Annotated in this window: 16 protein-coding genes; 9 read left to right on the top strand and 7 right to left on the bottom strand. The window is 49.9% G+C overall.

Annotated features, from left to right (window positions below; genetic code table 11):
• Positions 1–81: 81 nt before the first annotated feature.
• From ACYVGO_RS12090 to ACYVGO_RS12115, 6 genes are all read left to right on the top strand, one after another.
• Complete coding sequence (locus ACYVGO_RS12090; protein ID WP_142771323.1) at positions 82–3,282, top strand: SusC/RagA family TonB-linked outer membrane protein; 3,201 nt, start codon at positions 82–84, stop codon at positions 3,280–3,282.
• A 145-nt stretch (positions 3,283–3,427) separates the two neighbouring features.
• Entirely contained in the window at positions 3,428–4,864 is a 1,437-nt protein-coding gene (locus tag ACYVGO_RS12095; RefSeq protein ID WP_460969485.1) for a RagB/SusD family nutrient uptake outer membrane protein, read from the top strand.
• Positions 4,865–5,097: 233 nt separating this feature from the next.
• The gene (locus ACYVGO_RS12100; protein ID WP_460969486.1) at positions 5,098–7,635 is read left to right on the top strand and encodes a hypothetical protein; all 2,538 of its coding nucleotides are present in this window, start codon (positions 5,098–5,100) and stop codon (positions 7,633–7,635) included.
• A 223-nt stretch (positions 7,636–7,858) separates the two neighbouring features.
• Positions 7,859–10,597, top strand: a complete 2,739-nt coding sequence (locus ACYVGO_RS12105) for a glycosyl hydrolase (RefSeq protein ID WP_460969487.1) — start codon at positions 7,859–7,861, stop codon at positions 10,595–10,597.
• A 7-nt stretch (positions 10,598–10,604) separates the two neighbouring features.
• Positions 10,605–11,531, top strand: coding sequence for an alpha/beta hydrolase (locus ACYVGO_RS12110; RefSeq protein ID WP_460969488.1), 927 nt, complete (start codon positions 10,605–10,607; stop codon positions 11,529–11,531).
• A gap of 111 nt (positions 11,532–11,642) precedes the next feature.
• Positions 11,643–12,341, top strand: coding sequence for an SGNH/GDSL hydrolase family protein (locus ACYVGO_RS12115; protein ID WP_460969489.1), 699 nt, complete (start codon positions 11,643–11,645; stop codon positions 12,339–12,341).
• Here ACYVGO_RS12115 and ACYVGO_RS12120 read toward each other — a convergent pair.
• A complete protein-coding gene (locus ACYVGO_RS12120; RefSeq protein ID WP_460969490.1) occupies positions 12,331–13,131 on the bottom strand; it encodes a GntR family transcriptional regulator in 801 nt (266 codons plus the stop codon). The two genes, ACYVGO_RS12115 and ACYVGO_RS12120, sit on opposite strands and share 11 nt — an antisense overlap.
• 204 nt (positions 13,132–13,335) lie before the next feature.
• On the opposite strand from ACYVGO_RS12120, the gene ACYVGO_RS12125 reads away from it, so the two are divergent.
• Positions 13,336–15,483 carry a TIM-barrel domain-containing protein gene (locus tag ACYVGO_RS12125; RefSeq protein WP_460969491.1) on the top strand — a complete coding sequence of 716 codons (2,148 nt, stop codon included), beginning with the start codon at positions 13,336–13,338 and terminating at the stop codon, positions 15,481–15,483.
• A gap of 71 nt (positions 15,484–15,554) precedes the next feature.
• On the opposite strand, the gene ACYVGO_RS12130 is transcribed toward ACYVGO_RS12125, so the two are convergent.
• From ACYVGO_RS12130 to ACYVGO_RS12145, 4 genes are all read right to left on the bottom strand, one after another.
• The gene (locus tag ACYVGO_RS12130; RefSeq protein WP_460969492.1) at positions 15,555–16,781 is read right to left on the bottom strand and encodes an ABC transporter permease; all 1,227 of its coding nucleotides are present in this window, start codon (positions 16,779–16,781) and stop codon (positions 15,555–15,557) included.
• An 889-nt stretch (positions 16,782–17,670) separates the two neighbouring features.
• Positions 17,671–18,246 (bottom strand): cupin domain-containing protein, encoded by a 576-nt coding sequence (locus ACYVGO_RS12135; RefSeq protein WP_460969493.1) that lies wholly within the window; start codon positions 18,244–18,246, stop codon positions 17,671–17,673.
• A 166-nt stretch (positions 18,247–18,412) separates the two neighbouring features.
• Positions 18,413–18,889, bottom strand: a complete 477-nt coding sequence (locus ACYVGO_RS12140) for an SgcJ/EcaC family oxidoreductase (protein WP_460969494.1) — start codon at positions 18,887–18,889, stop codon at positions 18,413–18,415.
• Positions 18,890–18,969: 80 nt separating this feature from the next.
• Entirely contained in the window at positions 18,970–19,176 is a 207-nt protein-coding gene (locus tag ACYVGO_RS12145; RefSeq protein WP_460969495.1) for a DUF4287 domain-containing protein, read from the bottom strand.
• Positions 19,177–19,383: 207 nt separating this feature from the next.
• Here ACYVGO_RS12145 and ACYVGO_RS12150 point away from each other — a divergent pair, with 207 nt between their 5' ends.
• Together ACYVGO_RS12150 and ACYVGO_RS12155 are read left to right on the top strand one after the other, a co-directional pair.
• The gene (locus tag ACYVGO_RS12150) at positions 19,384–20,376 is read left to right on the top strand and encodes a 3-hydroxyacyl-CoA dehydrogenase family protein (RefSeq protein ID WP_460969496.1); all 993 of its coding nucleotides are present in this window, start codon (positions 19,384–19,386) and stop codon (positions 20,374–20,376) included.
• Positions 20,377–20,433: 57 nt separating this feature from the next.
• The gene (locus ACYVGO_RS12155) at positions 20,434–21,513 is read left to right on the top strand and encodes a dipeptidase (protein ID WP_460969497.1); all 1,080 of its coding nucleotides are present in this window, start codon (positions 20,434–20,436) and stop codon (positions 21,511–21,513) included.
• A gap of 60 nt (positions 21,514–21,573) precedes the next feature.
• Here the strand turns inward: ACYVGO_RS12155 and ACYVGO_RS12160 are convergent, their stop codons facing one another.
• Together ACYVGO_RS12160 and ACYVGO_RS12165 are read right to left on the bottom strand one after the other, a co-directional pair.
• The gene (locus tag ACYVGO_RS12160; RefSeq protein ID WP_460969498.1) at positions 21,574–25,020 is read right to left on the bottom strand and encodes a VCBS repeat-containing protein; all 3,447 of its coding nucleotides are present in this window, start codon (positions 25,018–25,020) and stop codon (positions 21,574–21,576) included.
• Positions 25,021–25,120: 100 nt separating this feature from the next.
• The coding region (locus tag ACYVGO_RS12165; protein ID WP_460969499.1) for a SusD/RagB family nutrient-binding outer membrane lipoprotein at positions 25,121–26,507 on the bottom strand (1,387 nt) is incomplete at its 5' end.

Below are 26,507 nucleotides of genomic sequence, written 5' to 3' on the forward strand. Positions count from 1 at the left end.
TCAACCGGTTAACGATCGACAATTTTTCATTTTACATTATTCATTATCCATTTTTTCTACTTAAACCTTAACCGATTAATCATGAACTATTTTTTATTTTATCGGCTGCGACTCCTTGTGATTGGCAGCATGTTAAGCGTATTGTCTATCGTACATGATGTGTCTGCCCAATCGACCAAAGGGTTGGTGAGCGGCAAAATCACGGCTTCTGAAGATGGTGAAGCATTAGTTGGCGCAACGGTTACCGAGAAAGGAACCACAAACGGCACCACGACGGATGTGAATGGGAATTTCAAGCTGAATGTAGCATCGAATGCAACGCTGGTGATCAGCTTCATCGGGTATGCGCCCCAGGAGCTTTCCGTTGCGAACAGGACCAGTTTCAATATCGCCCTGAAAACCGATCAGCAGCAATTGCAGGATGTGGTGGTGGTCGGCTATGGCACCCAGCGTAAGAAAGACCTAACAGGCTCTATTGTTAACCTGACCAGCAAAGACCTGGTGCCGGTGCCCTCCGCAACCAGTGTCGATCAGATGATGCAGGGCAAAGTGGCTGGTGTACAGATTACCCAGACCTCAGGCGCGCCAGGTGGCAACGTCAACGTGATTGTTCGGGGCATTAGCTCCATTACGGGCGGCAACTCGCCCCTGTATGTGGTGGATGGGTACGCGATTGGCACGGGTGGTGGCGGTTCTGACCTGAGCACCTTTGCGTCGAACTCATATTCAGCGAGCGGCCTGGCCAGTAGCAGTTCAACGAACCGGATCAATCCACTCAGCATCATAAATCCCTCAGATATTGAATCGATTCAGGTGTTGAAAGATGCATCTGCCACGGCTATCTATGGGTCGCGGGGTTCCAACGGGGTCATTATCATCACCACGAAACGGGGTAAATTGGGCAAGCCGACCATTAGCTTCGAGCACTCAACAGGCGTGCAGGAGTTAGCCCGAAAAATGAAGTTGCTGACACCCCGCCAGTATGCCGAATTCGTGGCCGAAGGGCGCGACAACGCCTGGGTATTTGCGGGAGGCAAAGCCTCTGACCCCAACAGTGTTCGCAGTACAGCTACGCAGGTGAAACCCGAATTCCGGAATCCAGGCCAGTTTGCCGATGCAGGCTACGGCACCGATTGGCAGGATGTGATCTTCCGAAAAGGAATGGTTCAGAACTATCAGCTGTCGGCTAGCGGAACCAGCAAGGATGTGAGCTACTATGTATCCGGCGGCTTTTTCAATCAGAAAGGGATCATCATTGGCTCTGACTTCAGTAAATTCACGCTTCGCACCAATATTGACGCGCAACTCACCTCCCGTCTGAAAATTGGGGCTTCATTTTCCGGTGCTCACTCTTATGGTGATTTTGCCCGAGCCGAAGGTCACCTGCAATACCGGGGCTTAATCTCGGCGGCTCTGGCTAGTGACCCAACGATTCCAGTGACGAATCCTGATGGAACGCCTTATTCCGAGTTCTCCAGCCCAACAGGTATCCCGGTCGAAAATCCACTGGTGATTGCGGCCGAATTTTCGGACAAACGCAACAATACCAATGTGTTCACGAATAACTACCTGCAATTTGAACTGGCTCCGGGTCTGATTCTAAAAACGTCGGTTGGAGTGAATTACTCGAACAACGTCACGCGGTTGTGGAAATCGTCGAAGGTTGGGCTGGCTACCAGCCGCACGGGTGCTGCAACGGCGGCTTCTACCGAAATCAAAAGCCTGAACTGGCTAAATGAAAACACGATCAATTACCGGCATAAGTTTGGCGGCAAGCACGACATCGATGCCTTAGTGGGCTACACGATCCAGAAAAATTCGGATGAGATTTTACAGGCGGGCGCTACGGGCTTTTCGACGGATTATGTGCCTTATCTGGCCGCTGGTACTGTTTCGACCGGTACGAATTACATCAGCGAATGGGCCATCATGTCGTGGCTGGCGCGGGTGAACTACACCTATGCCGGTAAATATTTACTAACCGCTACCATTCGGCAGGATGGCAGTTCGCGCTTTGGGGCTAAGAATCGCTGGGGCACGTTTCCGTCACTGTCAGCCGCTTATCGTTTGTCGGATGAGCCATTCATGAAATCGGCGAGTTTTATCAGCGACCTGAAAATCAGAGCTAGCTTCGGAGTTTCGGGAAATAACCTGATCCCAAACTATGCCACCCAGGGTTTGCTGGGCGTAGCCCGAACGGTATCTAACGGTCAGATCGTTTCCGGTATCGTACCGACTAGTTTAGCGAACGACCAGTTAACCTGGGAACAATCGGTACAATCGAATATAGGGGTGGATCTTTCCCTGTTTAGTAATCGACTCTCGTTTACGGTCGATGCTTATCAGGCCTACAAGAAGAACCTGTTGTTGAACGTAACCTTACCATCGGCATCTGGCTTCGGCAGTTCGGTTCAGAACATTGGCGAGGTTGAAAACAAGGGCCTTGAGCTAACGATCAACTCGCAGAACATCGGGAAAGGTCCTTTCCAGTGGAACACCGACTTCAACATTAGCTGGAACCGGAATAAAGTGCTGGCTCTCAATTCGGATGCGGCCCGGATTGTTACGTCCGATTATCAGGTAGCGCAAGTTGGCTATCCAATTTCCAGTTTCCGGCTTCTCAACATTCTAGGCGTTTTCCAGACCCAGGAGGAAATCAGTAAAAGCCCCATCCAGAACCCGCGTGTTCAACCGGGCGACTACAAGTACCAGGATGCAGATGGCAATGGCACCATCAATACATCGGACAAAACCATTGTGGGAAATCCCTGGCCCAAATTTACCTGGGGATTAGGCAATCGGTTCAGCTACAAGAATTTCGCACTGAGCGTTAGCCTGAACGGCACTTACGGCAACCAGGTTTATTTCCAGGGGGGCGAAGTCAACCTGAACGGAGCCGGGGTGCAAAACCAGCTGGCAGTCATGGCCGACCGGTGGAAATCGCCCGAAAGTCCAGGGGCCGGTTTATATAGTCGGGCCATTCGGAACGATTACGCTTTTGGCTTCAGCGCCGGTACGACCAAATACCTGTTCGACGGGTCCTTCACCCGCATTCGGGATGTGAATCTGTCCTACACCTTCCCGGCAACGACAATCAGCAAGCTGAAACTTCAGGCGCTTTCTGTCTATGCTGATGTCACGAACCTGTACACGTTCACCAAGTATCCTGGCTATGACCCGGAAGGCAGCACCGGGGGCGATAACCTGGCCAAAAGTGGCGTCGACTTTTTCTCATATCCAAACCCACGGACATATACGCTGGGGCTGCGTGTGACCTTCTAAACTAATGAATATTGATTAATGTAAAATGTATAATGAACAATGAATATCAAGCCACTGAAAGCCAATAGCTTACTGAGCATCATTTCGCATTATACATTACTCATTATACATTTTACATTATCCATTCATAACCCCTTTAACTGTCATGAAAAAGAAATTATTGGCCATACTCTTTCTGACGGCCACCTTAACCTCCTGCCAGGATTTTCTAAATCTGAAGCCGGCTTACCAGATCAGTGATCAGAGTTTTTATCAGAATCAAAATGATTTTGAAACGGCTTTAGTTGGCGTGTACAGCACCTTTCGGGGTTTGTACAGCGGTAGCGTCGTTCACTACATTGGCGAATTGACGACCGATAATACCGAAATCCAGTGGTCGTCGCCCTCGGCTGATGAGATGCAGCTGGATCAGAATGCCGTTACGGCAACGAACGCTTTTACCAGATCGGCCTGGAATACCTGTTTGTATACCATCTCGCAGTCCAGCAATATTCTGAACCGGATTGACGCGGTTAACTTCGACCAGACCACCAAGAACCGAATCAAAGGCGAAGCGCAGTTTTTGCGGGCGTTCAGTTATTTCTATCTGGTTCGTATGTTCGGGAATGTGCCGATTGCGACCCAAACCTTCACCAGCCCGGCCCAGGTATCGGCCGCCGATTTAACGCTGAAGCCCAAAGAAGAAGCCTATAAATTGATCCTTGCCGATTTAACCAGCGCCGAAACGCTCTTGCCTGCTACGGTAGTTACGGATAAAACCAAGGCCTCTCAGATGACGGTGAAAGCGCTGCTGGGCAAGGTTTATCTGACGCAACAGAATTACGACCTGGCCGCCACAAAGCTGAAAGAAGTGATCGACTCCAAGCAATATTCACTGGTGGCCGATTACAAAACACTGTCAACCAATGGTAATACGAATCTTGCCGAGACTCTACTGGAAATCGACTATTTATCAGGGCAAACCCTGGGCAACAATTACTCGTCGTTGTTCACACCCGCGATCACGAGCATGGCTATCTTCCCAAACAATTCGCAGGGATCGGGCCGGATTGTGCCGACGCTGGATGTAATCAAAGCCTACGAAACCGGTGATGCCCGTAAAGCTATCTCCGTCAACGATTCGGTAACGTTGATTGGCGGCAAGAAATCATACAGTCGCTACGGCTTGAAGTTTGTCGATTTTAAAGCCGTTGATCCCAGTGATGGCAGTGTTTCATTCACCATTCTTCGATTTGCCGACGTATTACTCATGTACGCCGAAGTCCTGAACGAGCAAGGTAAAACCACGGATGCACTGCCTTACATCAATCAGGTACGTCAACGGGCTAAATTACCCGCCTTAGCTGACCTTTCACAAGCGGATCTGCGATTAGCTATTGAACGTGAACGACGGGTTGAATTACTGTACGAAGGCCATCGGTGGTTCGATCTGGTCAGAACCGGGCGGGCCCAGACCGTACTGAATGCACATTATGCCAGTCAGAAACTTAACTTTTCGGTGCAGGATTTCGAGCTGTTGTTCCCGATTCCGCAGGCGGAGATCGACTTGAATCCAAAGCTGAAGCAGAATCCGGGGTATTGATAAATAGAACGCTGATTTTTATGATGATTATGATAACCATATGATCCTCAAATCTTATAAAATCATAATCATCATAAAAATCTCACGTTCTCGCTTGGCTTCGCCGAGTGAGGGCTATTTTTTAACGGCCTCTGGCCGGAGACTAGCAACTTAAGTTAAAAACGGGCCAGAGGCCCTTGAAACAATAGCCCTCACTCGGCGAAGCCAAGCGAGAACGTGAAACTTTTCAACCCATGCGTACCCAACTCCTAACCTCCCTCTGCCTGTTAAGCATTGTCATTCTGGGCTTTACAACCACAGTAGACACGCCCAATCTGGATAACTCGACCTTGCGGGGAAAGAACTTCAACAACATCACGCTGGAAGCGTCGCTGAAGCCGTTCAAGAAAAACGACAAGGCCTACATTCAACAGGTGGCTACAGAGTTGTTTACGCAATGGTCATCATTGCTGCGACATACCGACACGGTTTCGGTGATGCTCTGGACATCCGATGGATCGGAGATTCTGGACTACAAAGGCAAGCTGACTCAGCCGCTGGAATGGGCTCGCTACATCGGCAATCCAAATACCGAGCACGAAGTTGGGTCGGGTCCGAAGGAGTTATCCCTTCACGAACGGGCCTACCTGTACATCGAAAACCCGCCCGCCTTCACCTACGGCGATTTGAAATTCATTATTCAAACGCTGAAAGAAACAGGCAAGCGCATTACGGGCAAACCCGTCATGATTGGCGCTACGTTTGATCCGGGGCCGGAGTTTGCCAAGTCGGAGTTCAAGTACAAAAAACACCCGGAAATTCTCGGTGGTAATGCCATGGGGCACAAGACTATGGTCAGTTGTTATTCGACCCTAAATGCCGATACAGAGGCCTATGCCGGTTTCCCAAAAGGCATTCCGGCAAATACCCCTTTTGGTACGTTTCTGGGCCGACAAAGTCAGCATTTCCTCACCGATTTAGGCTACGATTACATCTGGCTCAGCAATGGGTTTGGTTTCGGGGTTGAGGGCTGGTCATCGACCGGGGCTATCTTTAACGGCAAGGCGTTTGCACCCGAAAAATTAGCGAACACCAAAGAATTGATTGCGGGTTTCTGGAATCTGTTTCGCAAGGAGTGCCCTACTTTTCAGATTCAAACGCGCGGAACTAACTTATCGACAGGGGCAGATTTAGCCCGCGATGGTGTCGATCTGAAACAGATTTACGGTGGCCATTACAACATGCTGCCTCCACCCAATTCGCCCTGGGCGGCTCTGGATGGCGATTTCGGCCTGGAAATGGTTGGGTATATGTCGCGGATGGCCGAGTTGCCTGATGAACGCTATCTGTTCCGCTATTACACGCATGACCCCTGGTGGGTGAATAGCCCCTGGCTGGATCGTTACGGGCAGGAGCCGCACGATATTTACCTGCCCATGGCGGTATCTCGCATCAACGCGAAGGGCGAAATAAAGCTGCCAACGCACTTGAATTTCCTGACAGCCGACAATTCCTACGGCGAAATGCCCGCTCAGGTACCGGACGAAGTAACACCCCACATTCTGAAAGCCCGCTACGATGCGCCCACCGCAGCAGGGCCACTGGTCTGGGTCTATCCATTCGATGAGTACCATAGCTGGGCCTACAAACAACCCGACCGATTACCGGAAATATATTACGGCGACTGGCTCATTCGGCAGGCCATCAACAACGGTTTCCCGCTGAATACGATTACCTCAACGGGTTCGCTTCAGAAAGTACTAGCGGCAAAACCAGCGTATTTCAATGAGTCAATTCTGGTCTCTATCGTGCCGGAAGCGGGGTCGTCGCTCGAAAAAACGCTGATCGATTTTGTGCAGACTGGCGGCAAACTACTCGTTTACGGGCCAGCCGACCATGCCGGAAGCGCCTTCCTGAATCTGCTAAATCTTCAGAATACGACTGCCATTGACGGAGAATTTCAGGTCAATTCAACCATAACGCTGGACGAGCTGACGAAAAAATACCCGACTAAGATCATCCATAACGCGCTGTTTTCGGGTGGTGGCATTGCAACACAGGTGAAGAACAAGGCCGATGTGAATACTAAAGTTCTGGCAAAAATGACACAGGCTAGTAACGAACGAGATGTTGTTTGGGTGCGCGAAAAGCCGGAATGGAAAGGCGGCAAACTGGCCTATGTACGCGGCACCAATTCGAGCAAGTTTACGGGCGGCAAACTCCTGACACCGGATGATCCTGAACAGCTTTTCACCGGCCCACTGCTGATGCGCTACGTCCTGAATCAGTTTGGTCTGGACTACCGAATCGATAAGCGAAACCCGTCGGTAAAGAACCCGGTACTAACCATTTCCCGAGGTAGTAATGGCTTTTTCTTCTCAGGCTATTGCCCCAATACAACCATCACGCATCAGTTCAAATTACCCCAGGGCGCGCCCATTCTGACGGGCTACGAAACGGAGTTGGCCAACGGCTATTCGGTTTATTCCATGCCTAAAGCCTGGCATCGGGAAAGCCGCATTTTCATTGATCAGGCGGATGGTATTGTCTCCTGTCAGGAAATGACGTCAGGCGTCCAGCATATGCAACGGTGCATCCGGCTGATGGGCTTGAAAAACGCAACGGTGCGCATCTATCCCGATGATGACGTTACGGACCAGAGCTTACACGTGTACACGAATACAAGCTACCCGTGGAAAAAAGGGCAAACCGCCTTTAAACTAGGCGATAAAAAGTACGGTACCCATTATGTAGTTGAAAACGTGACTGGCGATTTAGTGGCGTTTTGGTAGCTGTGGTGCCATGATATGCTGTGATGTCGGTTTCTCAAAACCGACACGAAAGGTTTCTCAAAACCTACTGTTCAAACCAATAGGTTTTGAGAAACCTTTCGTGTCAGATGTAAGCATCTGACAGCACTACAAATATCATAGCGATCTCTTCAATAACCCTTGCGCTCTTTGCGAAACCTTTGCGCCCTTTGCGGTTAAACTCCTACCCTTAACCTCTTTCCTTATGAAACTCATTTCCTCCCTGATCGGGCTTGGGCTAGCGGTCGCTATGGTTTCGTTTCAGAGCACGAAGCCTGAGACCGACACCTACATAACCCTACAAGAAGGGTTCAAAAATCCACCCATTCACGCCCGGCCCAAAGTGTACTGGTGGTGGCTGAATGGCTATGTCGATACCGTTCGACTGAAAGAAGAATTGAGGTCTATCAAAAATGCTGGATTAGGCGGAGTCGATATTTTTGAAATCGGGTTACCACCCGCCAGCGATCCCAATCAGATTATTCCGGCAGGCCCGGCCTTCATGAGCGATGCGTCCGTAAAAACGATTCACATGGCTATTCGGGAAGCGGGCAAACTAGGGCTGGAAGTAGGCCTGAATTTAGCCAGTAGCTGGAATGCCGGGGGAAGCTGGGTGAAGCCACAGCACGCGGCCAAAACACTTTACTTTTCTAAAGTAGTCGTTAACGGTTCTGGCCAGTCAACCATTCGCTTACCGTTCCCAACCATCCCGCCCGACAAGCAGGGAAAGCCTCGCCCTATTGCCTACGGCCCGGATGGAAAACCGGTTTACCATGAAGAAGTGGCCGTTATTGCCCTTCCGGCGGGTCAACAAGCGCAGCTCGATACCACCAAAGTCATCAATGTATCGGCCTTTTTTGACTCAAAAAAAGAAGAATTAACATGGAAGGCACCAGCGGGAGAATGGGCCATTTACCGCTATATCTGCTCCAATTCGGGCGAACAATTGATTCGGCCAACGCCTAATTCGGTCGGCCCGATCATCGACCATTTTGATTCGACGGCCACGCGCATGCACGTCATGTATTTCATTGACCGACTGAAACCGCATATCGGCGATTTTCGGAAAAGTGCGCTGAAAAATTTATACCTCGCCAGCTACGAAGCTAAAGAATTTACCTGGACCCCTACCCTACCAGCCGCCTTCAAAAAACTACATGGCTACGACCTCTACAAGTTTTTGCCCGCCATTTACAACCCGGAGCACTACCGGGCAGAAGTTGCCAGGAACTTCCAGTTTGACTTCGACAAAACGCTGTCGGAGTTGATGATCAACAACCATTACCGAAAAGCGAAAGAAATCTGCAACAGCTACGGATTGCAGATCATTTCCGAATCGGGTGGGCCGGGCCATCTGCACCACATTCCGGTCGAAACATTAAAGGCACTGGGGTCGTTGGATGTGCCGCGCGGGGAGTATTGGTACAACCGCACGTTTTTTCTGGAAAACGACAAAGACAGTCTGGTCGACATGATTTATCTGGTAAAAGAGATTGCAGCCGCTTCGCACATTTACAAGCGTGGGTTAGTCGAAGAAGAGTCATTTACCAGCTACTGGGATTGGCAGGAAGGCCCGTCGGATTTGAAACCCCTCGCCGACCGTGCGTTCTGCGAAGGTATGAACCGACTGGTTATTCACGGATTTCCGCACAACCCGACCGAGATGGGACACCCCGGCATCGCCTATTTTGCCGGTACACATTATAACGACCGGAATACCTGGTGGCCTAAAGTCAAGCCCTTTAATGACTACCTCGGCCGCATTTCCTATATCCTGCAAAAAGCTGATTTTGTGGCCGATGTTCTGCACTACTACGGCGATAACGTACCGAACCTGATCCCTCCCAAGAACACCCGGTTTGCGGTCGGGCCAGGTTATGATTACGAAGTAATTAATACGGAAGTTCTGCTGCGGGATTTAACCGTCGAAAAGGGCGAATGGGTCTTGCCGGGCGTTGGGCGTTACAAGGTATTGAGCATTGGCAACGAGGGACGGATACCCGCCGAAGCCCGCACCAAACTAAAAAAACTGGCCGCACAGGGAGCCAAACTGATCGATCAACAACCAGCGTTGCCAGCCCTAACGGCTCTACGCATTTCCCCCGACTTCAGCTACGATGGACAGAAAGCCGATCAGCGGTTTACACCACTGGACTATATTCATTATCAGCGCGATGGCCTGGATTTTTACCTCATTCGAAACACCACCAGTCAGTGGATTTCGAAAACCTGCCAGTTCCGTCAACAGGGGAAAACGCCTGAAATCTGGGATCCTATTTCGGGCGACGTATTATCAATAACCAAGGTTAAACAGGAGAATGGTCGTATTCAGATACCCGTTTCGCTACCGCCTTACGGTGCCTATTTTGTAGTATTCGGCAAGCCATCGTCAGCTCCTAAGACCGCTGCTGGCTTTGTCGGTCCCGAAACCCTAAAGCCCGTCATGCGTCTGGATGGGCCCTGGAAGCTCACGTTTCCAACCAATTGGGGAGCGCCTGAATCGGCTACCTTTCCCAACCTGATTTCCTGGACGGAATCGGATCAAAAAGGCATTCGGTATTTCTCCGGAACGGCTACTTATCACAAGGGTTTTCAATACAAACCGGTTTCTGGTACGCCCAAAGATCGGATCTATCTTGATTTGGGAGAGCTGACGAACGTGGGCGAGGTCTGGTTAAATAACAAGCCGTTAGGTATTGTCTGGACACCGCCTTACCGCTTCGACGTCACCAATGTCATCAAACCGGGGGCCAATACGCTCCGCATCGACGTGGCGAATACCTGGTCGAATCGATTAACGGGTGATGCCATAACGGGCGAAAAATACACCAAAACGAATATTACCAAAGCCAACAAAAACCTGGTTCCGTGGGAGAAATTACCCTTGATTAAGTCAGGTTTACTGGGACCCGTTACGATTGCAACGACAAAAACCACGAATTGAGAGGGCGATGAAAAAGCATGTGTGGTATCTGCTGCTAGTGTTGATTTCGACGGTTTCATTGGGGCAGTCGAGCCAGGTGATTGCTGATGACCCAACCCACATTCGGGATGTTATTTATGGCCATAAGTTTGGCACAGCGCTGACGATGGATGTGCTGAAGCCTGCTAAACCCAACGGCATTGGCGTCATTTTCGTACTCAGTGGTGGCTGGCACTCCGACATCAGTATGATTGAAAAGCGACGAAAACACTTCCATTATTTCACCGATCGGGGCCAAACCGTATTTCTGGTCATTCATGGATCGGCACCGAAATTCCAGGTCAATGAAGTTATTCAGGATGCACACCGGGCCGTACGATTCATTCGATTCCATGCTGCCGAATACAACGTTAATCCAAACCGATTGGGGATATCAGGCATGAGTTCTGGCGGTCATATTTCTCTATCAATAGGAACGGGTGTAGGTCGGGCTGTTCCATCAGACACGCTTCAAACAGCTAGGTTAGCAGATCCCGTTGATCGGGTTTCCAGTCGGGTACAAGCGGTAGCCTGTTTCTTCCCGCCTGCCGATTTGGTTAATTTTGGCCATACCGGAAGGCTCTTTGTTGACTGCGACACCGTACGGCGATTCTGGCCGCAGTTTGGGGTTGACGGCAAATCGCGGGCGGAGAAGTTAATTGTCATGCAGAAATTATCTCCCTATCATGCGATTTCCAGCGATGATCCGCCAACGCTGGTGCTGCACGGAACGGTAGACCCACTTATACCCCTTGAACAATCAGAACGGTTCATTGCCCAACTTAAGAAAGCGGGTGTACCTGCTCAGTTGATCATCCATCAGGGTGGTGCTCATGGTTGGGATGAAACCTGGGAATCGGACTTGGGCGTATTGGCCGATTGGTTTGAGAAGTATCTTGGTGCAGACCAAAAATGAAATTGTTTTTTTAACGCAAAGACGCAAAGGCTTTCGCAAAGAGCGCAAAAGGTTAGTGTCGAAGCATTCTCTGTAAAACCTTTGCGCCCTTTGCGTTTAAATCATAGACAAATGAAGCTACTTATCCTCTTTTTTCTGGCCTTATCGTTGAGCGCAAATGCCCAGCAGGCCGATTCAGTAACCTATTTAGCCAACATCAAACAGGAACTCACCATACAATGGCCGAAAAACCGAACCATCAATCTGGTGTTTCATGGGCATTCGGTACCGGCGGGTTTCTGGCATGACCATGAAGTCCATACGCTGGAATCATATCCGAATCTGCTACTGGCCAAACTGAAAAAGCAGTATCCGTATGCCGTTATCAATGTGATTGTTACAGCTATTGGCGGAGAGAATGCCATCAAAGGCCAAACGCGCTTTGAGCAGGATGTGCTCGTCCATAAGCCCGATGTGTTGTTTATCGATTACGCCTTAAACGACCGATTTTCGGATATTGGCAAGGTAAAAGAGGCCTGGACTAAAATGATACAATCGGCGCTGGCCCATAACATACCGGTTATTTTACTAACCCCCTCCCCCGACCAGCGCCTGGATATATTGGACACCAAAAATCCACTGGAGCCCCATGTGCAACAGATCCATCAACTGGCCGAACAGTATCACATTGGCTTAGCCGACCCTTATCCCCGGTTTAAGCAGATTGCGAAACGGGGTGAGTTGACCAACTACATGTCGCACGTGAATCACCCCAACAAAGCAGGTCACGAGATCATTGCCGACGAGATTCTGAAGTGGTTTACGAAGTAATGGGGCTGGGCGGTCGATAATCGTATTCGGGACTCGCAATAACGGCAAACTTGTACTTGTCGCCGTGGTAATACGATTGTTCAATTTCAACAACTTTATCGCCGTTGCAGATCACGGCGCTATCCAGCAAGAAAACCGGTGTTGGTTTGTTGAGATCAAAATTCGTGGTGTTGGGTTCCAGAATTTTTACGCCCAACGTCTGCTGAACTTCATTAATTTTCAGGTGGTAATTAGTCTCGTAGACTTTAAAATACGAAACCTCCGTCGGTATTTTGTTGATTTTTGGGCAGAGGGTCAGGGAAATGTACTTGACCTCATCTTTAATCAGTAGCTCATCGGCATAGCGGAGCTGGTGAAGTTTCAGGGCAGGGCCTTCTATAATAAAATGCCGCCCGTTGATCTCCGACGAGATACCGTCCTGCAAAATCGTTTTCTCCAGAACGATGTTTTTCGGGGTAAATCCCTCCGCAATCAGGCTATCGTGAAAGCCGCGCCGAGTGGCGTATATGGACCCAAGGGTACGAAGCAAGTGGTGATCTTCTGTACGATTTAGCACATAAGTTCCTTTACCTTTTATGCGACGAGCCCAGCCTTTGGATTCAATTTCGAGGAGCGTTTTCCGGGCCGTTGTGTTACTGATTTTGAAGGTTTTAATCAGTTCATTTTCAGAAGGTATCTGATCGCCTGGCAGTAACTCCCCAGTTTTTATTTTTTCAATAATGCTTTCACTAAGCGCGATAAATTTCGCCTTACCTGCGGCTAGCTGAGCAGTTGCGCCTTCCTTTTCCATCCAGTTTAATAGACCTATAAGCAGTTAACACTCGGTGTGATAGCCCGTTACGTATAACTTCCAGTAATCTTACCAATACGTATACAAGGCTTGTAAATATACATCTTCCTGTTCAGGATTAAATCGAATCAGTAGAGCAGAAGCCAGGGCATGTTTTGTAGCTTACAGTTGCAGCTTTATCCTGGCCGCTATTTTTCTTAAACCATGAATCGTCGTTTATTTCTGTTTTTCGCAGTCGGTCTATTCGTATTTACTGCTGGTTTTGGCCAGCAAACCGCATTTCAGTGGCAGCAGATAGCCCCCGGTGTGTGGAAATCGGTGGTGGGAAGTCCGGATGGCATTACACCCCTGGCCGTTGCAGAAGTAAAACCCCGGCTGGATGGTTTGCAAAAGCTGGGCGAGCACGCATTTCCTACACAACTGAGTGCGAGCGTGCATGAAAAAAATGACGGCAAAACGTTAGTACGATTTCCCCTCCAGAAAGACGAACAGCTCTTCGGATTCGGCTTGAATTTTAAAAGCGTTCAACAACGGGGCACCATCAAGACGCTACACGTGGATCACTACAACGGAAAAGACAACGGCCGAACGCACGCGCCCGTTCCTTTTTACGTGTCCAGCCTGGGCTACGGTGTGCTTATTAATTCGGCCCGTTACATCACGGTTTATGCCGGTTCGGGCGTGCTGGCCGAGGGGCCTAACACCCCCGACGAGATGAACCGAAACAGTCAGCGAAACTGGAATGCGCAGCCTTACTCCGATGCGGTAGAAATGGTGATTCCGGCGGCTGGCACCGAGGTATTTGTTTTTGCCGGACGTACACCCATGGAAGTCATGCAGCGGTACAATCTCTATTGTGGAGGAGGCACTTTGCCACCTAAATGGGGGCTGGGTTTCACGCATCGAACACCCACACTGTTTACCGACAAGCAGATTCTGAACGAAGTCGCCGAGTTTGAAGCCAAAGGGTACCCACTGAGTTTTGTCGGACTGGAACCGGGCTGGCAGTCTCATTCTTACCCAAACAGTTTCGTTTGGGACAGCACACGATTCCCCCACCCCGACCAGTTTCTGAAACAATTGGCGACGAAGAATATCCGGTCCAACTTGTGGATCAACCCGTACGTCTCGTCGCATTCACCCATTTTCAAGGACGTGTTGCCGTACACCGGTTCGCACACGGTTTGGGTTGGCCGGGTTCCCGATTTCAATCTGGCTCCAGCCCGGCAGTTGTATAAGGACTTATTTTCGAAACAGCACTTGTCCATCGGCGTGTCTGGTTATAAGGTTGATGAAGTAGATGGCTATGATAACTGGTTGTGGCCCGACGTAGCCAAATTCCCATCCAGCATTGGTGCCGAGCAGATGCGGCAGATTTATGGGCTGCAATTTCAGAAAATGACCGACGGCTGGTTTCGGGAAAAGAACCAGCGAACCTATGGTCTGGTACGCGGCTCCAATGCGGGGGCGTCGGCTCTCCCCTACGTGATTTACAACGATTACTACGATCACCGCGATTTCATTACGGCCCTCTGCACCAGTAGTTTTGCCGGTGTACTCTGGACACCCGAAGCGCGTACGTCCAAAACTTCGGAAGAATGGCTGCGTCGGATGCAGACGGTTTGTTTTTCGCCCATGGCGATGCTCAACGCCTGGGCCGATGGTACCAAGCCATGGACTTTCCCCGAGGTTGCCGAGGACGTTAAAGCAGTCATGCGCCTACGGATGCAGTTGCTGCCTTACCTCTATACAACCTTCGCCCAATATCATTTCGAAGGCAAACCGCCAATTCGAGCCATGAATCTGATTGATGGCTTTTCATTCGATGAGAAGACTACAGCCGCCCAGTTGAACTCTACGGATAATCCCTACGCGATGGCCGTGAAACAGGATATCAAGGATCAGTTCATGGTTGGCGATTACTTGCTGGTAGCGCCCCTGTTCGCGGGCGAAACAAGTCGAAAAGTGGTGTTACCACCTGGCAACTGGTACGATTTTTACACCGGAAAATTGGCGGGCAAAGGCGAAGTGATCGAGATCAAGCCAGGCTTGTCAGCCATTCCCGTATATGTAAAAGAAGGGGGCATCATTCCCATGATTCCGCCCCTGCTGCATACACCTGGAGAGAGCGAAAAACTGCCGTTACAAATTCGGTATTACGGTACAACCGAAGCCAGTTGGAACCTCTATGATGACGATGGCATTACCTTCGACTATGAAAAAGGCAAGTATACCTGGACCCGGCTGGACGTCAAAAAGAACAAAAAAGGTCAGCTAACCGGTAGTTGGCTTGCGCCCAAAGACGCTGGCTTTCACTACACCAGTGCCACCTGGGAGTTTATGACACGCTAGTGTAAGATTTCGTGTACCCATAAGTTTCAATCCGTGTTTCAATCGAGTTACTACGGTCAACAAAAGGGCCATTACTCGCGTCGAATGGCTTCAACGGGGTCAAGGCGGGCGGCTCGCATGGCGGGGTAGGTGCCGAAAATGACACCGATTAACATGGCAATGACCATGATGATGATAAACGTGTTCCAGGTGTAGGCCATCTGAAACGGCACATCCGTGAGCGCTTTTACAATGGGCACGAAAGCCATTGTGCTTAGGAGTCCCAGTGCCAGCCCAAGCAGACTACCGAAGGTGGAAATCGTGATGGATTCAGACAGGAACTGCCATAAAATATCCTGCCGTTTCGCCCCAAGAGCTTTTCGAACACCAATCTCGACCGTCCGCTCCGTCACGGAAATCAGCAGTACGTTCATCACACCAATTCCACCGACTAATACCGAAATGCCCACAATCATCCCCATGATCAGGCGAAACAGGAGAAAGCCTTTGGCTACCTGACTCACCCGTTGCTCATTGGTGATAATTGAAAAATCGGCCAGTTTGGTGTTCATATTCATGGTCAACCAGCCCTCGATCTGCTTTTTCAGTTCAGGGACTTCTTCTACATTCTCGGCCTCAATGACGCACATGGGTGGAGTAGCCTTTAGAACACTGTCAGGAAATAGGGTAATGGGCATCATCAACTGACCAACTTTGGCATCTTTATCAGCCGAAATCCCGATCACGGTCAGTGTAGTGCCTTTATACACAATCTGTTGATTGATAGCCGTTTTTTCTGGCTTCTTTCCTACCAGTTGTTTCGCCAATCGTTGGTTGACAAACGCAACGGCCCGCTTGTTTTTTAGGTCGGTTTCGCTAAAGGCAGTGCCGTATAGCAGTTGTATGTCCGGGTGAATTGGGAGGTTCATGCCCGTAACGATTGTACCAACAGACCGATTGGTTGCTTTGGCCGTAATTTCGTCGTTTTGCCGACTATAGAGATAGCCCTTTGCCGATTTTGTCAGGCTTGCCCGTAGCTTCACAAATGAGTCGTAGGTCAAATAGTTGTAGTCCTGTTTCTTCACACCTACCTCATTCACGGATTTGTAGAGATTGGGCTGGATCAGAATGGCTTTCAGGGAGGTTGTTTTCGTGATCTGTTCCTGGGCATATTGCTCCATCCCATCAATTAACGAGAGCATAGCCACCAGCGCGGCCACGCCAATGACAATACCCAGTATCGACAAAACAGTGTGGAAGAAACGAGTCCGAATATTTTGTAGAGCCGTTACAAACGAAACCAGGATTTTCTTACCCATGACCGATCCAATGCTAGTGTAGAAAGCTCAAAGTAAGGCGCTTTACCGACTGAATGGAACGCTTATGTGATAAGCGGGTGTGTACCTGCACGAATTTGTGCATAACTATCTGGCCCAACCCGAACACATTGTGGCTTTATACAACAATAGGGAAGCCGTTACGACGGTTTTTTAGCCATCTGAGTCTTATCGTAAACTATGACTCTGATGAAACAACTGGTTGTTTTTCTCTTACTTAGCTTACTCGGTTGTTATACTAGTCAAGTCGAGCCCCTAGAGGTAAAAGCGACTGTTCTTACTTACGAACCCATTGGGTACGTTTGTGATAGTGGTTACACAATTCAGCCTGAAACAGAAGCAGTCTACATGGCCCGTACAACAAGCCTCCCCGCTCCTTATAACGATTTTAATACCCTCAAACTTCCAGCTTCGGTATGGATTCGTTATAAGAATCCGGCTACTCCAGTAGAAACTTGTGGGCAACCGCCATTGATTGACATAGTGTCCATGCGAGCGAGGTGATTTTTAACTATTTGCCTATCAACGGTAAGTGCCCAATAAGATAGTAGCCCCGATTTGAGGTTGGCCAATTCTTCGTTCGTTAATAGGAAAAGGAACAAACCCATAGCTGGCCTCCAACCGTACATGGGGGAGTAGCCTAAAATTGATGCCTGGAGTAAAGAAAATCGCTTCCCTGATCGCAGGAGTTGGTTTGCCAAATTGGTAGGCTACTTCAGCGAAGGGTGATAGCCGACTAGAAGTAAACTGATACCGCACTACAAGACCTACACTTAACTTATATAAAGGAAATGAAAATAGAATTCCGTAGAGGGTCGCAAAAGAGGTCAATAAATAAAGTACAAGTAGTTAGCCTTACTTGCCATCAACGCTACTTTTTTAACTGATTGATGGGAGGACCTACTCGTTTAAAGCCATGCTCCTCCCGAAACTTGTCCTGTTCGGCTTCGCTCATCGTTTTGAGCGCTCCTTCGCTTACCTTTTGGAAAAACGCTTCCATTTTACCCGCGGGCTGGAACGTCATTAATAAACGGCCATCACCCGTGCCTATTTTGGCAAAACAATGCGGTACGTTTCGCGGGCCAAACACACTATCACCCGCCTTCGCCTGGTGGATGACATCCCCCACCTTAATTAAAAATTCTCCTTCCAGCACATACCACATTTCATCCTGATCAAAGTGGGTGTGAAGAGCGGGTCCTCCTTCTTTAACACGACTGGATTCATATACATACAGATCCCCATTGGTGTCTTTAGTAGATACCTTGGTCATAAAGGTATCGCCATCAAAAAGGGAAATGGCATGATTAAATCGGTCCTTCCCCGCATCGACTTTAAACCCTTTGTCAACGCGGTAGTTTTTTAGGGCGTCTGCTGCCCACAAGAAAGGAGAAGCCAGAAAGGCAGCTGTTGCCAAACCAGCTTTCAGGAAGCTATTCCGTTGCATATTAATTCAGGCTATAGTATCAAAATTGTGTCATTCCTACGAATGAACTACTAGTTGCAACACCGTTGACAAGTTGTTTAGCCAGCGGTCAATAATAGTTATATAAGTAGTTATATAAGTGGCAGTAAAGTTAATCGTTACGTGCATTTCGCTTACTTGGTAAAGCTTAGTCTATCCCTTCATTAAGCTTAGCGTTTTGGCCTGCTAATATGCGCCAACTGCCCTCTTTATTGGTTAATAAGATCGTTCGTCGAAACCGGAAAGTCTGGCCCGGATAGCGTTCATCTCCACTTAGATCCGTGCGGACATGAACCAGGGCCATATCCGGTTTGAGGAAGGTTATATCCTCAATGGAACGGGTGGTAAACTGAGTCGATTTGAAATAGGTCGTATGGGTGGTTTGATAGTGCTTCTCAATCTCAGCTCGGCCCTTGTAATAGGCACCAAACCAGTTGACCCATGTGGCATCCGTATGGTATTGCTCGGCTAATGCTTTAGCATCGTGGCGGTTCCAAGCCTGTTCATAGTTGGTAATGACTGATTTGATGGCTTCTTGGGCTGATGTCTGGTTGTCCTTTTGGGCAATTGTTGAGTGAGCGAATAAGCTCGAAAGGGCGATTAGGGCCAGTATTATATTTTTCATGATAAAATAAGGTATAATTTTAGTAGCGGAATGAATGAGGCCGCTTACTTATCTGTACTCAACTAGTCTATAAAACAGGCCTATAGTAGACCATCATCTTTAAAGAGCTTGTAAATGGCCATGGAATGCCCGTGCCCCAGATCAAAATCGTCTTTCAGCCAGGCTAAAATGAAGCCGGCTTTAGTACCCGGTTTGAGTAAGCCTTTTTCGTCGGCCAGTTGTTTAAAATCGTCCGGCCCTTTGCCGGTCTTCGCCCTGATATTATCGATATACGCTTGAAATGACATGGCTCATGCTATAGTTAAACGTCCATAAATATAAGTAACCTTTCAGTTACCACAATAGGCAGATTCTTCCCGTTCATACCTTCTTTTGTTTAGATTTATCCCGTATACTTGCCCGATTGACGGGCAGTATCAGGCGTCTATTTCATCTGTCCATAAGCAAGTCAAAACAAGTCCCTGTCAGTCAACCTATTTGACTCAATTCTCGTAATGAACCAACCAATAAATCCAGAAACAATACCCGTGGGCGTAGTTGGCTTGGGGCTAATGGGCTGTAGCATTACTACCTGTCTATTAATAGCGGGTCATCCGGTGGTAGCGGTTGCCCCCCTCCCGGCCGATATGGAAACGGCCGAACCCCGCATCCGGGAGCATCTGGCGAAAGCCTATCAGGAAGGGTTATTTACGAAAAGCCCCGAGTCGTATCTGGAACAACTGACGATCACGGAGGACTACGGACTGCTGAACGATAGTAAAGTCGTGATGGAGTGTACGCTCGAAAACATGGCAATTAAAAAATCGGTCTACGAGAAAATAGAAGCCGTTGTGGCCAACGATGCCATCATTACCAGCAACACCTCAGCCATCCCGATTAGCCTGCTCCAGCGCGAAGTTCGACTGCCTGCCCGCTTCGTGGGCTTGCACTGGTCAGAGCCCTCACACACCACCCGTTTTCTGGAAGTTATCTGTGGCGACCTGACCGATGTATCCACCGCTGAGTGGCTCTATGCGCTATCGCATCTGTGGGGAAAAGAACCGACGCTGGTTCGTAAAGACATCCGGGGATTTATTACCAACCGACTGATGTACGCTATGTATCGGGAAGCCTTCAACCTGGTCGAAAATGGGTATGCAACCGTTGAAGATGTGGATCGGGCCTGCCGGAATAATGCGGGTTACTGGATGACGCTGGTGGGTGTGTTTCGGTGGATGGACCTGACAGGCGTACCGGCTTACCATACCGTCATGAAGGATTTATTCCCAACCCTGAGCAACCAGACGGAAGTACCTAAACTGATCGACGATATTGTACAGGCGGGTGGCAAAGGCGTTCTGAACGCACAGGGCTTTTATGATTACACGCCCGAAGAAGCCAAACTCTGGAAAGAAACCTATGAAGAGTTCAGCTACGATATTCGGCGGCTGGCCCTGAAATACCCGGCCGATGTAGTGAAAAAGAAACTGGCAAAAGACGATGGTTAGTAGCGAATAGCGCGGTAGACAGACCAACAACTTACTAACCCAATAACTTACTAACCAATGTTGATTATTGATGCCCACCTCGACATGGCGCTGAACGCCATCGAATGGAATCGCGATTATCGACTTTCGGCCCATCAAATCCGCCAGGAAGAAACAGGTATGACCGATAAGATTGACCGTGCAAAAGGTACTGTTTCTCTACCTGACCTTCGGCGGGGACATATCGGCCTCGTGGTGGCCACGCAGATTGCCCGCTTTAACCAAAGTAACGGCAGTTTGCCTGGTGCCGGTTGGAACTCCCCAGCGCAAGCCTGGGCCATGACGCAGGCGCAACGGGCGTGGTACGAAGCTATGTGTGATGAGGGCGAGATGGTTCAAATCCTGGATCGGACCAGTCTGGAAAGCCACCTGACACACTGGCTCGATGAAACCATTCCGAATGAACAGAAACCCGTCGGCTACATTCTTAGTCTGGAAGGGGCCGACTCGCTGGTCAATCTGTCCTATCTGGAAAAAGCCTATGCGTATGGGTTGCGGGCACTTGGCCCTGCTCATTACAGCACCGGGCGCTATGCCCCAGGCACTGGCCTGAGTGGCCCGCTAACTGCCGAAGGACGCGAGTTGGTGAACGAAATGGATCGACTGGGTATTATTCTGGACGTTACGCACCTGACCGATGAGGGGTTTACCGAAGCAATGTCGCTGTATAAACGTCCGGTCTGGGCCAGCCACCATAACTGCCGCGCTCTGGTGCCCCACCAACGCCAGCTCACCGACGATCAGATCAGGCAGATAACGGAACGTGGTGGCGTTATTGGCGGCTGCTTCGACGCCTGGATGATGAAGCCCGGTTTTACCCAACGGGTTAGTAACCCGACCGAGTTCGGCATTAGCCTCGAAACCATTATTGACCACTACGACCACATCTGCCAACTCACAGGCAACAGCCAGCATATTGCCATTGGCAGCGACCTCGATGGCACCTATGGCACCGAGCAATCGCCCAGTGATCTGGACACGATTGCCGACTTACAAAATCTCAGCGGTTTACTGACCAAACGAGGGTACTCGACCGAGGATATCGAAAATATATTTCATAAAAACTGGCTCCGCTTCCTGCGCAACGCGTGGACGTAAGGGCGTTATGAGTGAGAACTGAGAACGGGAGAATCCTTAAAAATCAACCCAACTACTAGCCTACTTCGTCAACCTAAACGTCCGTACCGCTTTCCCAGTTGCACCGACCAGCAATTCCGTACGCCCGGCAACTTGTACTGTGGCCAGATCCCGAACGTCGCCATCCCACAATAAGCCCGACTGCGCCATTGGTACGTAAGCAAACTGGCCTTTCCCTTTATTCAGAAATAACTGCCCCCGGTTGGCGTCTTCCTTGCCTAATCGTACCCGGTTGTATTCCCGATTTCCACCGATCATCAAATCCGGTAAACCATCGTGATTGACATCAATAACGGCCAGCGCATAAGCAGGGGCCATCTGCGCTTCTATGGGAAGCGGCTGCATCGTGAATTTAGGGGTTGTCCCTCCGCCATGTTGAAACAGCACCGTTTGCAGCGTCGTAGCGTCAAGTTTCTGCGCCCGGCTTAACTCCTCAGGCTCAAACAAGTCGGTTATCGTGGCTTTCGAATAGCTCGTATAATTCGTAAATTTCTTCCGTAAGCTCGCAACCTGATCGAGCATTTCGTCGCGGGCGTTGAATGGATGCGGCTCTCCACTGGCGCGGCCAGTTCGATCATAACCCGCTAGAATCGGCAATAACGACCCCGCTACGTTCTTAATGCCATACAGGGTTAAGGGTCGATTGGGTGACGCCTGAAGCTGGCTATTTAATCCGGCGTTGGCTGCTATAATATCTGGATTACCATCGTTATCAACATCCTGAACCAGCAGGCGATTCCAGCAACCGGTTGTGGCAGGCAACAAATCGGCAAGCGGCTGTAACTTTCCATTTTGAAAGGTGAATCCCTGAATAGGGCCAAAATCGGTCGCTACGAGTAATTCAGGACGTTTGTCTCGATTGATGTCGGCAAAGGCGACATCAGTTACCATTCCCAATTTAGCCAGAGTGGGTTGTTTGCTCGATTCATCTGAGAAATGTCCTTTCCCATCATTCACCAGCAAATGACTGACAGGCGTTTCGGGATAGCGCCCCGGCACGACCCGCGCGCCAATGAATACATCCCGATCTCCATCGCCGTCAATATCGGCCGAACGAATGCAGGACGCACTTACCCGAACATCAGGAAATGCACTGGCTTTCGTTAAATGGCCCTTGCCATCGTTCAGGTACAATCGTGTCTGTAAGCGAGCATCGTCAATGGGAAGTTCATAGCCAGCGCTACTCACCACCAAATCCAAATCGCGGTCACCATCGGCATCAAACCACTCAGCACCAGCGTCTTCATAAGCCCGATCGGCAAGTAGCGCCGGTTGTGGCATCGGCACAAAACCATTAGCTCCGGCAAGAAGAACCTGACCGCCCTGCCCACGTCCGCCACCCACGAATACATCACTCTGACCATCGCCATTCGCATCTCCAACCGCAAAATAAGGGCCCGTTGGCGAAAGCATATACGGCAGTAAAGGTTGAATTTTAAAATCATTGATGTATTCCTGCTGATGCATTATCGCGAGTTCATGATCTGCCTGCCAAAAGGCCTTGGGCAGTGCAGGCGGAGCCATTTCGCCCGTTGGCGCATAGGCAATTGTGAGCGGTTCGGCTAGCTGGGTCGGGCGAACTAGCTGCGTTTTCCCATCTGCCCAACGAACCCGCACCGAATCTACCGTCGTTGCTTTTCCCAAGCCAAACAGCAAAGGCGCACAGATTGACGACTGAAATCCTCGCACCGGCATGAATTCCTGAACCTGCATATGCCCACCTGCCCAGACGGTTGCCCGTGCGCCCATCAATTGGGCCGGGTTCGGACTTTTTAGCTGAAGAGTAAGGTGATGATTCTGGCCCTGGGTATCCGCGTGATTTTCGTAAATAGTGGCTTCGGCATTGATGTTATTGACCACCAGATCCAAATCACCATCATTGTCCAGATCGGCATAAATCGCCCCGTTCGATTGCGACGGCTCGTTGAATCCCCAGGCTTTTGTTTCATTCGTAAACGTTAACTGCTTGTCAGGCTCACCAGACCGATTTCGGAAGATATAATCCGGAGCGTCGATACTCGGCATTTTGGCAATGACATCCATCGGGTTCGTTTGCGTTCCCGTTTGACGAGCCTTCAATTGCTCATCCACCGTAAACTTCAGGAACTCCATATTCGTGTAATCACGGGCGTATCCATTGCTCACAAACAGATCTTTCCAGCCGTCGTTATCAAAATCAGCAAACAACCCAGCCCAACTCCAGTCGGTATTCGAAACACCCGCCAACTGCCCAATTTCGCTGAAGATGGGAGTTGGGGGGAGGAAGGAGGAAGGGGAAGAGAGGGAGGAAAGGGAAGAAGGGGAGACTGGAGACATGTTGCTATTTCCACTCTTTTTATCCTCTCGTCCCTTTCCTCCCCTTACTCCCTTTTCTCCTTCCTCCTCTCCCACATTCAACTGCAGCATATTGCGCATGGTTTGGTGGTGGAAACCAGCTCGCAGCAGTTGGGCATATTTATCGTAATTATCGTCGCCGGAGGTTAATTTAATGCGCTCGTTGCCCTCGGGAAGCATGTCGAGCGTGAGCAGATCGATCCGGCCATCGTTGTTCACATCGGCAGCATCGGAGCCCATCGAATAGAGTGATGTGTGGCCCATTGCATCCCGCACGACTTCTTTAAACTGGCCGTCTTTTTGGTTTATGTAGAGATAATCGTTTTCGTTGTAGTCGTTCGACACGTAGAAGTCGAGCCAGCCGTCGTTATTAAAATCGGTTACGGCTACGCCGAGGCCAAAACTCAGGACGTTGGATACCATGCCAGAAGCAGCGGACACGTCAACGAATTTGCCACCCGCATTTCGGTCGTTGCGGTACAGTTTGCTGGAGTAATTAGGGTTCGTCTGTTGTTTGTAATCGCTGATCATCCGGCTGAAACCCGCATATTCCTGCACCGAGTGATTCAGCAGAAAACAGTCCAGATCGCCATCCCGGTCGTAGTCGAAGAAAGCGGCCTGCGTTGAGTAAGCCGGATCATCGAGACCATACTCGGCGGCTTTCTCCGAGAAGGTTAAATTCTTGTTGTTGATGAAGAGCAAATTACGGCGAAGTCTGACATCGGTTGCTGCCGAGCGGCACACATATAGATCGAGCCAGCCATCGGCATTGATATCGACCACCGACACACCAGTGTTCCAGCCATCAGCGGCACCAACGCCCGCTTTGTCGGTGATGTCATCGAAGGTTAGTTTTCCAGAACCGGGTTCGGTTTTGTTCAGGTAGAGTTTATTGGCGTTCAGGTTGCCGGTGAAGTACAAATCCGTCAGGCCGTCGTTATTGAAATCGCCCGCTGCTACGCCCCCGCCGTTGTAAAAATACCCGTATTTCAGCACATTGAAATCGGGGGACTCTTCCAGCATATTTTTAAACGTAATGTTGGTTTGGGAAGAAGGTAATTTCTCAAACAGCGTATCCTGATTGTCGCAGGACGCGAACAGCAACACTAGCAGACAGAATGTAAGTAGCTTCATGGCATGAAAGTTAAACACAGAGAAACGGAGAACACCACAGAGATAACAGAGATTTTTCTCCGTACTCTCCGTGTTGTTCTCCGTTTCTCTGTGTTAAAAATTAATTCTTATCCCACCATAACGGCGTCGTCACTTTATCGGGACCACCGATCAGCGATTCGGCTTTCTTGGCCTCTACCGCGTTTGTCTGCTGCTCAACCAACAGAATCGGAATCCGGCGCAGTACACCACCGGCTGGAATATCCGGATTATCGGAGTTTACGACGGGGTATAGTTTCGGAAAGCGTGTCCGGCGGTATTCAGCCCAGCCTTCGAAACCATCCGGGAAAATAGCCAGCCATTTCTGCGTACCGATCTGCTCCCGCTGAATGGCTTCGGTGCTACCCCAGGCAACTGGAATATTGCTCAACGGTGCCGATTTCAGGAAGTCGTTCGGAGCCACGGGCGTTTTCGTGCTGGTTTGATAAGCACTAATGGCCGCAGCGCTGGTAACACCCCACTGGGTCAAGGACATGGCGATGCCTTTGTTATAGAAATCTTTCGCCGTTCCGCCCATGCTCCAGCCATTCAATGCGCCCTCGGCCATCAGAAAATAAGCCTCGGCGGTGGCCATTACGTTCTGAGCCGTACCCAGACCAGTCGATGTCCAGCGTTGACCTACGTGCGAATTGGCATCAGCCGTATTAACAGGATCAGTTAACTGGGTTGTAGCCAGACCGTTGCGCAAGCCTTCATAGGTATTGGTTTTTACCGCTGGCAGGAAATAAGTAGGCAGGCGTGGATCGTCGTACCCTTTTAGCACCGATTCCATTGCCGCACTCATCCGAAACTCGTTCCAGTCCGACATGATGGCCAGGCCATTGTTGTCGCCACCTTTGGTGCTACGGGCTACCAGTGCATCATCGTCGGGGCTGGTTGTTAGCACACCACCGGCCACCGCTGCTTCGGCTTCGGTTTTTGCACGGGCCGGATCAACTTTCGAGATACGCAACGCCAGCCGGAGCCGGAGCGTGTTGGCAAACTTGATCCATTTATTCACGTCGCCACCATAAATCAGGTCGAATGATCCGTATGGTTTTTCAGCCGTTTTGGCTTTCAGTATGGTCGTAGCAGCCGCTAATTTCTTAAAGAAATCATCGTAGATTTTATCCTGTGCATCGTAGGCAACGGACGTAGCCGGTTCACCTGCTTTGAAGTACGGAATTGGGCCAACATAATCCGTCCAGCGGTGAAAGGAATACACCCACCAGATATTTGCCAGCGCATTCTCCGCCGAACCGGCGTCTGTGCTGGTCAGGATAGTTTTTAACTGGGGCACAACCTGTGTGTACTGGGCCGTCCAGGGTCCACCCAGCCAGTCCATCCGAATCACGAATCGATCGGACGGGAAATACGTAGCCACGCAGGCAAAATACTGGGCGTACTGGTCAGAAAACAGGTTTTGGCCAACCTGGTAGTTACCGCCGGGAAGCGTTGCCGCCGATTGC

The sequence above is a fragment of the Spirosoma migulaei genome (assembly GCF_054776855.1).